This is a genomic window from Flavobacteriales bacterium, assembly GCA_021296215.1.
Lineage (GTDB): Bacteria > Bacteroidota > Bacteroidia > Flavobacteriales > ECT2AJA-044 > ECT2AJA-044.
Genome location: JAGWBA010000014.1, coordinates 46,902 through 57,144 on the forward strand (window position 1 = coordinate 46,902; position 10,243 = coordinate 57,144).

Consider the following 10,243-nt stretch of genomic DNA (forward strand, 5'->3'; position numbering starts at 1 on the left):
ATCGATCGCTTTGATCCTCTTTTCGATCGCGTCGATCGCTCAACAGCGATTCACGATCAGCGGAACCGTTACTGACTCCTATAGCGGGGAGACCATGATAGGCGCCGGTGTTTTTGAGCCCGGCCTCGAAAAAGGCACCACAACCAATACTTATGGGTTTTACAGCCTTTCCCTTCCGGCGGGAATATACGAGATCGTGTACTCCTTTGTAGGCTACGAGCCCTATGCAGTGGAGGTAGAATTGAATAAGGATGTCCGCATCGATGTTTCACTCAAGGGCATGGAGCTCATGGAGGTGGAGTTGGTCGAGAAAGTAACGACGCAGATTCAAGAGCAGACCCAAATGAGCACGATCGACCTACCGATGGAGGCCGTAAACAAGCTTCCGGTATTCATGGGAGAACGGGACATATTGAAAACGGCTCAATTGCTTCCCGGAATTCAGAGCGGTAATGAAGGTACCGGCGGACTTTTTGTGCGCGGGGGAAGCCCCGATCAGAACTTGATCTTGTTGGACGGAGTTCCCGTGTACAACGCCAACCACCTCTTTGGATTCTTCAGCGTGTTCAATCCGGATGCTATCAGCAACGTGTCGATCATGAAGAGCGGTTTCCCTGCCCGATACGGAGGACGGCTGTCTTCGGTGATCGATGTGCGAATGAAAGAGGGAAACATGCGCGAATTTGAAGGAGACCTGAGCGTTGGATTCATTGCAACGAAGATCGCAGTGCAAGGCCCGATCAAGCGAGATACAACGTCATACATGATCTCTGCACGCCGGACTTACATCGATGCTTTGATCCAGCCCGTACTCATTGCGGTAGAAGATGTTTCGGCCGGATACTTTTTTCACGATGTAAACGCGAAGGTGAACCACAAGATCGATCGGGAAAACCGCATCTTCGCCGGTGTCTATTTTGGAAAAGATCGGGCCTACAACAACCAAAATGATGGCGACGGCGACATCTTTAAAGCCGGACTTCAATGGGGCAACCTCACTAGCGCCCTTCGATGGAACTGGCAAGTCACCGACCGCCTTTTTTCTAATGTTACCCTCACCTACTCCAATTACGAAATGGCTGTTGGCTATGAGGAAAAATGGACCGACGATGGCGAGCAATTCGAATACGCCTACGAATACTCTTCGGGCATTCGGGACTGGGCGGCGAAGTACGATCTCGATTTCATCCCGAATACGAATCACTACATACGCGTTGGGGCCGACTTCAAATACCACGCTTTTAATCCGGGCGTAAACCTTTTTCAAGCCAAGGAAGGATCCGAGAAACAAAGCGTGGAAACCGGCGGCAACAGCATCTTTGCGAATGAGTATTTCCTGTACGCCGAGGATGACCGGGAACTATCGAAAAGACTCAAGGCAAATGTCGGATTGCACTTCTCCGGTTTCACGACCCAAGGAGAGCATTACACGAGTTTGCAACCGCGAATATCGGGTCGATATCTGATCACCGATGCCCTTTCTTTCAAGGCCAGTTACGCTCAAATGGCACAGTATATCCACTTGCTCAGTAATGCCGGCATAGGGTTGCCGACCGATCTTTGGCTACCCTCGACCGAGCGGGTAAAGCCCCGGTTCAGTCAGCAGTTTGCCGCTGGTTTCGCCTATACCTTCAACAATGAATTCGAGGTTTCCCTCGAAGGATATTACAAAGAGATGCAGAACGTCATTGAGTACAAGGACGGCGCAAGTTTTGCCTCCGGTGCCGATTGGGAGGAGCAGATCGAAGTCGGAGACGGTACGGCCTATGGAGTAGAGCTCTTTATCCAAAGGAAATTCGGCAAGTTCACAGGATGGCTGGGCTACACTTTGAGCTGGAGCTGGAGACAGTTCGACAACCTCAACGGCGGCGATCCCTTCCCCTGTCGATTCGACCGTCGACACGATATCAGTTTTGCCGGAACCTATGAATTCAACGAACTCAAGGACATCGGATTGGTCTGGGTCTACGGAACAGGAAACGCCGTTAGTTTACCCATTGCCACATTCGGTTCGCCCGATGAACCGTTCGACAATAACCCCTACGGATACCGGGGCGACCTCAACTTCTACGACGAGCGCAACGGCTTCCGAATGCCCGCCTATCACCGGCTCGACATCAGCTACAACACCAGAAAGTACTACGACAATGGCGCCTTGCGCACTTAAAGCTTCGGCGTGTATAACCTTTACAACCGACAAAATCCATTCTATCTCTACTTTGCCGATAAAAACAACGACGACACCAACGAACTGTACCAGGTCAGCCTGTTCCCGCTCATGCCGTACGTCAGTTACAACCTGAAATTCTGACCCATGAAAAAGATCACTTACCTTCTCATTCTTCTGATTGCGGCCTCAACGGCCGGATGTGAAAAAGAAATCCCTTTTGATCCTGAGAATGCGCGTACGCGCATCGTCATGTACTCCTTTTTATACCCGGGCGAGCTTCTACAGGTGGAGTTGACGAAAAGCCAGAACATCCTCATAAATACGAACGGAGGTGACTATCCGCCCGTTGAGGGCGCAACCATTAAAGTGTATAAGGACGGAGTTTTTGCCGGAGAAATGCAGGAGGACCTGGTGAATAACAATGGGAATTACTACCTATTCGAGACGGTCGAGGCGGGAGCATCGTACCGTTTCGAAGTGGAGCATCCGGAGCTCGAGGGGGTTCGATCATTCACTCGGATGCCGGAAAGCGAGCCCACTTTCACGGCGACACTGGTCGATACTTCGAGCATTGAATGGATATTGGAGATCGAAGTACAGGACGATCCCGGTGAAGATTACTTCGTGCTGGATCTCATTTGGGAATCGCAGGCCGGCGGAACTTCTCCGGAGCCCATTTGGTTCGCGTCGACTGATCCATTTTTACAAACGCCCGAATCGTACTACGACCCCACCGATCCGAATGAGTATTTCGACGGGGAGGCGTATTTCACGGACGAGCATTTTGCAGATGGCACGTATCGGTTCCGTGTCAAGATGTATGCCGACTGGTGGACCGTTCAAGACAAAACGCATATCCGCGTACGGCTCAAGTCGCTTACTCGTGACTACTATTTGTTCCGCTACAGCAGCTTGCTTCAGCAATGGAACAACGGTGATCCGTTTGCGCAACCCGTTCTAATTCATAACAATGTGGAAAACGGAATGGGCTGCGTAGGTAGCCTGAATCCCGGTATGCAACGCGTGGAGATTTAAAGAATTGGGCACGGTATTACCGATTTATGAAATTTAGTTTGTACATTTGCGGCTTGAAATAGAAGTATAGTAAAAAAAACTCTATCTCTGTAGTTTTATGACGATTACGCCGGAAGAAAAGAAAGAAATTTACGCCAAATACGGTAAGGGCGAAGGTGACACAGGAAACACCGAAGCACAGATTGCCGTGTTCACGAAGCGCATTAGTGCCTTGACGGAGCATTTGAAAAGCAACCGCAAGGACTACAATACACAACGTTCACTGATCATTATGGTAGGTAAGCGACGCAAGTTGTTGAACTACTTGAAGCAGATCGATATCGAGCGTTACCGCGCCATCGTTAAGGATCTCGGTTTACGTAAGTAAGCACAGGAAAATAACGCGAAAGAAAAAGGCAATTTTACACGAATTGTCTTTTCGCGTATATAGCTGTATCTTCCCGGCACTTTTGGGGTTTCGGTAGAAAAAGCTAATCGGCCCGGGACCTTTATTCACGCGCATACACATACATTTTTACACACATACATTTACACACATGAGACCTGAAGGAATCAAACAATCCATCACACTTCCCGACGGAAGGGAAATCACCATCGAGACCGGAGTGCTCGCCAAGCAAGCCCACGGATCTGTTGTGGTACGCATGGGCGACACCATGTTGCTCGCAACTGCTGTATCGAACTACGAACAAGCGGACGTAGACTTTTTGCCGCTGACGGTAGATTACCGTGAAAAATTTGCGGCCGCAGGTCGCGTACCTGGCGGATTCTTCAAACGCGAAGGACGTCCGTCAGATGAAGAAATTTTGATCATGCGACTGGTCGATCGCGCCTTGCGCCCACTCTTCCCGAAAGATTACCACGCGGAGACGCAGGTAATGATCCAGTTGATGTCACACGATAGCGAAGTTCAGCCCGACGCATTGGCCGGACTTGCAGCTGGAGCGGCGATCGCCGTATCTGATATTCCCATGGAAGGACCAATGTCTGAGGTGCGCGTAGCGCGTATCGACGACGAATTCGTGATCAATCCATCCAAGGAGGAGACCGAGAAAGCCGACATCGACCTCATGGTAGGTGGTACTAAAGACAGTATCGTCATGGTCGAAGGTGAAATGAAAGAGGTTTCGGAAGAAGAAATGGCCGATGCCATCATGTTTGCACACAAGACCATCATCAACATGTGTGAGGCTATGGACGAACTTGCCGGAAAGGTTGGAACTACCGAAAAACGCGAGTACGAGCCGGAAACTGAGGACGAAGATCTTCGCAAGAAAGTAGCTGATTTCTGCTACGACAAAGTTTACGCAATCGCAAAACAGGCATTGCCTAAGCACGATCGTTCGGTCGGATTCGGTGAAATCAAAGACGAGCTAAAAGCACAGTTCAGCGAAGAGGAGCTTGAAGAGAAAGGAGCATTGATCGGTAAGTACTGGAAAGAGACCGAAAAGAAAGCCGTTCGCGACATGGTCTTGAACGAAGGCATTCGTTTGGACGGTCGAAAGACCACAGAAGTTCGCCCTATCTGGACAGAGATCGATTACTTGCCAAGCGCACACGGGTCCGCTCTTTTCACTCGCGGTGAAACTCAGTCTTTGACCACGGCGACATTGGGAACCAAACTCGATGAAAATCGAATCGATAACGTAACCTTCCAAGGTTCTGAGCGTTTTTACCTGCACTACAACTTCCCTCCGTTTAGTACCGGAGAGGCGCGTCCGATTCGCGGATCAAGCCGTCGTGAAGTAGGTCACGGTAACTTAGCTCAACGGGCGTTGGAACCAATGATTCCGGCCGATAACCCATATACGGTTCGTTTGGTATCTGAGATTCTCGAATCGAACGGATCGAGCTCTATGGCTACCGTTTGTGCGGGAACCATGGCCCTTATGGATGCCGGTATCAAGATTACTAGACCTGTTAGCGGTATTGCAATGGGATTGATCACCGATCAAGAAAGCGCTAAGTACGCAGTACTGAGCGACATTTTGGGTGATGAGGATTTCCTCGGTGATATGGACTTCAAAGTAACCGGAACTACCGAAGGTATTACGGCCTGTCAGATGGACATCAAGATCAAAGGCCTGGATGCCGAGATCTTGGTTAAAGCTTTGCACCAAGCTAAGGATGGTCGCGCACACATCTTGAACAAGATGATGGAAACCATTTCTGAGCCACGCACCGAGCTGAAGCCAAATGCACCGAAGATCGTTATCCTCGAGATCAACAAAGATTACATCGGTGGCGTGATCGGACCAGGTGGAAAAATCATCCAAGGAATGCAAGAAGAGACAGGTACTACGATCACCATCGAGGAGGTCGACAACAAAGGTATCGTGGAGATCCTCGGTATCGACCAAGCCGGAATCGACGAAGCGGTTTCACGAATCAAGAGCATTTGTTGGGAACCCGTTGTCGGTGAGATCTACATGGGTACCGTTAAAGCTATTCAGCCTTACGGAGCATTCGTTGAGATCGGGCCTAAAACGGACGGACTCCTCCACATTTCTGAGATCGACTGGAAACGTATCGATAACGTAGAAGACGTATTGAAAGAAGGTGACCAAGTGAAAGTGAAGTTGCTCGAGATCGATGATCGCGGCAAAATGCGCCTTTCTCGCAAGGTATTGTTCCCTAAGCCAGAGCGTAACGAAAGCTACGGCGGAGAACAAAAAGCTGAGCAGGAAGGATAATTTTTTTGCAATAATGTAACCCTACGCCTCCTTTTCTCGTATAAGGAGGCGTAGTTCGTTTTAAACAAACGGAGGAATAGCGTATGAGACAGCTAAAGATCACCAAGCAGGTAACCAACAGAGAGACGGCGTCGTTAGACAAATACCTGCAAGAGATCGGAAAAGTAGATTTGATCACGGCGGAAGAAGAAGTAGAACTCGCCAGAAAGATCAAGCAAGGTGATCAACGAGCCCTCGAAAAACTGACCAAAGCCAACCTGCGATTTGTCGTATCGGTGGCAAAACAATACCAAAACCAAGGTCTTACCCTACCCGATTTGATCAACGAAGGAAACTTAGGTTTGATCAAAGCGGCGCAGCGTTTCGACGAAACTCGTGGATTTAAATTCATTTCCTACGCCGTATGGTGGATCCGTCAATCGATCCTTCAAGCATTGGCCGAGCAGAGCCGTATCGTTCGCTTGCCATTGAACAAGATCGGTTCCATCAACAAGATCAACAAGGCGTATGCCCAGCTCGAGCAAGAGCACGAGCGCCAACCCAGTGCCGAGGAGATCGGGAACATGCTCGAAATGAGTGAAAACGACGTTAAGGAGAGCATGCGTAACAGTGGCCGTCACGTTTCTATGGACGCACCGTTGGTCGATGGTGAAGATAGCAACTTGTACGACGTATTGCGAAGCGCAGAGAGCCCGAATCCGGACGCTGACTTGTTGAACGAGTCGCTCCGCACGGAGATCGAGCGTTCTTTAACAACGCTTACACCCCGTGAGGCCGATGTTATTCGCCTTTACTTCGGGTTGAGCGGTCAGCACCCGATGACCTTGGAAGAGATCGGAGAAACCTTTGACCTTACGCGCGAGCGGGTTCGTCAGATCAAAGAAAAAGCGATTCGTCGCTTGAAACACACCAGCAGATCCAAAATCCTAAAAACGTATCTGGGGTAATCCTCAGCTAAAACAATGACGAAGCGTCGACCCACCGGTCGGCGCTTTTCTTTTTTTAAGAAGCTTATCTTTGCCCCACGATCAATACCTACCGATATGCCCATTGTTGCTTCTTCAATTTTAGCAGCTGATTTTGCCAATTTGCAGCGCGACTGCGAACTGGTGAATAACAGCAAAGCCGACTGGTTCCACCTCGATGTGATGGACGGGGTATTTGTACCGAACATCAGCTTTGGCCTCCCGGTAATTGCCGCTATTCACGAGCACGCTCAAAAGCCGCTCGACGTTCATTTGATGATCGTTCAGCCCGAGCGCTATATCGAGGACTTCAAAAAAGTAGGTGCCGGAATTTTAACCGTGCACTACGAAGCAAGTACTCACCTACACCGCACACTACAAGCGATTAAAAACGCCGGAATGCAAGCGGGTGTCGCCTTGAGCCCGCACACCCCGGTCAGTGTATTGGAGGATACGATCGAAGACATCGACTTGGTTTGTATGATGAGTGTGAATCCGGGTTTCGGAGGACAAAAATTCATTGAACGGACCTACGACAAGGTGCGATCACTCAAGGCGATGATCAACGAGCGAAACGCCCCTAGCCTGATCGAAATCGACGGTGGAGTTACCGTCGAAAATGCTCCGAAGTTGATCGCTGCAGGTGCTGATGTTCTCGTTGCCGGATCAACGGTATTCAAGTCGAGTGATCCGATCAGCACCATTGAACAACTGAAGAATCCTTAGTTCTTAGTTTTGAGAGTGAGCGTCAGAACAATGGGCTGAGGGGCGATGAGCTACAGGGCATATGATCAACACTATCTCGTGCAACCAACTGACTCGCTGAAAGCGAACCGACTCGTGAAACGAATAGACTCGCCGAAGGCGAATAACCAGTGCCTACGGCACGAATAACATCTACTCGCTGCCTAAGACGTAATCTTCCAAGTAACTGAACTCTTCGGTCAAGTTTCCTTTGAGGTCCGTTTCGGATGCACGGCCAATGATATTGGTAGGATCTTCCTCGAATAAAGCCGGAACTACATTCTTTATGAGTTCACTTCCGAAGTCCTCGGAGGCATCCTTTGGAAGCTCGCAAGGCAGGTTATCCACGGCCATCACTCCGACTGCATTATTGGCCATGAAGTCTACTTCACGCTCCAGATAAGGGTCGTAGCCGTACAGGGGATCGGCAATAGTGGAAGGACGTAAAGTGGTTGCGACAGGCCCATCGATATCACAGCTGATGTCTGCTACTACTCTAATATTAAAGATAGGGTTGCGGGCATCGTCTCGGGTAAATATGAACGGCACTTGACTGTCCCAATAGTGACAGGCTACATACACGTCCATTCGACCCGCGTAATTCATGAAATTTGATTCGAAGTCGGCTGGATTCTCGTAGAACTCCTTATTATTAAAGGACTTTCCATCTTTGCGTTTCACGTAGTCTTGAACGAGGAGTTGAGTGAATACCGGGTCGTCGAATTTTCCCTCTATAAATTCTTGTGACGCGACTTGCCGGATTCCGGCCGCCTTCAATACTTCAATGCCTCCGCCGGCGACTCTTCCACCGCCGGTCATGGCCAGTCGAAAGTGTTTGGGTAGCGATATTTTGGAAAGTTCCCCTTCCATTTCGCGGCGGTCAGCGCAAGCGTGAGCGGGTTCAAGAGCGTATCGATTGGTCTTTTTGCCGTAGGCAAGTAATGCATTATAAGCGCCCACGACTCCGGCGTATCGCCCGAATCCGACCAAGCGTTTACCACTCGCTGCCGTGAGCACTTCGTAGTCTACAAGCCGTATCTTTTTTTCGAGAATGGCGCGGAGGAGATCGCGGTTATACGATTGTTTTTTAAAGGTGTGTGAGAAGAAGAAATACGTTTTGTTCGGGATCAACATATCGACAGGAACTTCCTTTACGCCGAACAAGTACTCGCAATCAGACAAGTCCTCATCGACCCGAATACCTTTGATCTCGTACTCTTCATCGTGGAAGCACCGAATCTTGCTAGGTTGAACGGTGATATCGAGCTGTGGATATTGGTCTTTTAGTGCGCGGCATTGCGCCGGTGTGAAAGGTACGCGTTTGTCGGGCGGATTCTTGCCTTCACGGATGATGCCGATCTTAATCTTCTCCATGGTCTGAACAATAAGGCCGCAAAGATATTGACTACTTGAGCGTCTTCCTAATAAGGTGTATCTTTGCGGGCCGACTTTTAACGATCTTTGACTTAATGGGGCTGATTTGGTTTTGACAGCAAGATAGTGGTCATGTAAGCACGCCGAGCATTGGGTATTTGGCTCGTAAATATCAAGACTCAACTTTTGTAATTGGCGAGACTAATTACGCTTTGGCAGCCTAATACTAGGTATTAGATGTCTTTGATCCAGGGGCTTACGTTCGCACCGTACGCGGACCCCACCGGATCATCATAACAAACGGTGATAGAGAAGTGTAGTCGTTTCGGACACGGATCGAAAATTTAGAGACTAAGGAATGTGTTGGTCGTCGGGTTTCCGGCACATTCTCAAAAATCAAACGCGACTAAGCGCGTAGAAAGCATGTCTGTTACTTGTTTGGACGCGGGTTCGAGCCCCGCCAGCTCCACAGAACAAAATGGAACCCGTTTACCGAAGAGGTAAGCGGGTTTTTCATTTGACCTGAGCCAAGCTCTGCTTGATGGGGCGCAGCCCCGAAACGGGTTCCATTTTGATTTGTCGCGCCCCCACGACCACGCCCGAGGAGCGCAGCGACAAAGCGCTAGCCCCGCCGGCTCCACTTTCGTACCGAGGTACGAAAATATACCAAAACTTAAAAACCATGCCCAACGGCTTGTTTTTAAGGGAATTATAAAAAGAGGCAAATTTGTATTTGCCTCTTTTCTTATGAATTTTAATCTTTTTTGGAAAAGACCCAATAGAGTTCGAACCTCATAAAATACTTATAATCAACACCTTGCGTTTTCAATAAAATATGAAATGCGTCTATTAAGTCACTAAACGGTAAAAATCCCGCAAAAAAGCTATAATTCGTACCAATTGCTCGGAATCGAGTAAACGTCCATCTGCTTTTTCTGCTGACCAGATTTTCTTAAAATTCGGATCTTCAAGATTCTCGATTTTAGAGGAAGAATCTTTTGTTACAGGTTCCAGATTGAAAATGATTTTTGTAGGAGTACTAGCGGCATAATGGAAGTGATACGGCTCTAAAACAGCCTTGTCTTTAAGTAGTAATGAAATCAATTTCTGTCTGGTATAAAAGTCAGCTTTTGTGTAAAGCTTGCCTAGATGAGATAGCCAACGTGCAATCTTTTTGGATTTCTTTTGAGTCTGTTCAGAAAAGTGTGTCACTTAACTTAGTGATATGAAAAAGCAAGAAATATCGAAAGCCGGCTTACAAG

The 10,243-nt window shown here is 48.8% G+C and carries 9 protein-coding genes and 1 other RNA gene; 7 read left to right on the forward strand and 3 right to left on the reverse strand.

Features of this window, described 5'->3' with window-relative positions:
* Positions 1-10: 10 nt before the first annotated feature.
* From J4F31_04080 to J4F31_04105, 6 genes are all read left to right on the forward strand, one after another.
* Positions 11-2,167 carry a TonB-dependent receptor gene (locus J4F31_04080; protein MCE2495750.1) on the forward strand — a complete coding sequence of 719 codons (2,157 nt, stop codon included), beginning with the start codon at positions 11-13 and terminating at the stop codon, positions 2,165-2,167.
* A gap of 147 nt (positions 2,168-2,314) precedes the next feature.
* On the forward strand, positions 2,315-3,205 hold the full coding sequence (locus J4F31_04085) for a DUF4249 domain-containing protein (GenBank protein ID MCE2495751.1): 891 nt from the start codon (positions 2,315-2,317) through the stop codon (positions 3,203-3,205).
* 97 nt (positions 3,206-3,302) lie between these two features.
* Positions 3,303-3,572 (forward strand): 30S ribosomal protein S15, encoded by a 270-nt coding sequence (gene rpsO, locus J4F31_04090; protein MCE2495752.1) that lies wholly within the window; start codon positions 3,303-3,305, stop codon positions 3,570-3,572.
* Between the two features lie 169 nt (positions 3,573-3,741).
* On the forward strand, positions 3,742-5,898 hold the full coding sequence (locus J4F31_04095) for a polyribonucleotide nucleotidyltransferase (protein ID MCE2495753.1): 2,157 nt from the start codon (positions 3,742-3,744) through the stop codon (positions 5,896-5,898).
* Positions 5,899-5,981: 83 nt separating this feature from the next.
* Positions 5,982-6,845, forward strand: coding sequence for a sigma-70 family RNA polymerase sigma factor (locus J4F31_04100; GenBank protein ID MCE2495754.1), 864 nt, complete (start codon positions 5,982-5,984; stop codon positions 6,843-6,845).
* Between the two features lie 96 nt (positions 6,846-6,941).
* A complete protein-coding gene (locus J4F31_04105; GenBank protein MCE2495755.1) occupies positions 6,942-7,589 on the forward strand; it encodes a ribulose-phosphate 3-epimerase in 648 nt (215 codons plus the stop codon).
* A gap of 171 nt (positions 7,590-7,760) precedes the next feature.
* Here J4F31_04105 and J4F31_04110 read toward each other — a convergent pair whose 3' ends face one another.
* Positions 7,761-8,972 carry an alanine dehydrogenase gene (locus J4F31_04110; protein MCE2495756.1) on the reverse strand — a complete coding sequence of 404 codons (1,212 nt, stop codon included), beginning with the start codon at positions 8,970-8,972 and terminating at the stop codon, positions 7,761-7,763.
* A gap of 106 nt (positions 8,973-9,078) precedes the next feature.
* Here J4F31_04110 and ssrA point away from each other — a divergent pair.
* Positions 9,079-9,453, forward strand: a transfer-messenger RNA (tmRNA) gene (gene ssrA, locus J4F31_04115).
* 41 nt (positions 9,454-9,494) lie between these two features.
* Here the strand turns inward: ssrA and J4F31_04120 are convergent.
* Complete coding sequence (locus J4F31_04120) at positions 9,495-9,665, reverse strand: hypothetical protein (GenBank protein ID MCE2495757.1); 171 nt, start codon at positions 9,663-9,665, stop codon at positions 9,495-9,497.
* 165 nt (positions 9,666-9,830) lie between these two features.
* Positions 9,831-10,193, reverse strand: coding sequence for a hypothetical protein (locus tag J4F31_04125; GenBank protein ID MCE2495758.1), 363 nt, complete (start codon positions 10,191-10,193; stop codon positions 9,831-9,833).
* Positions 10,194-10,243 lie beyond the last annotated feature (50 nt).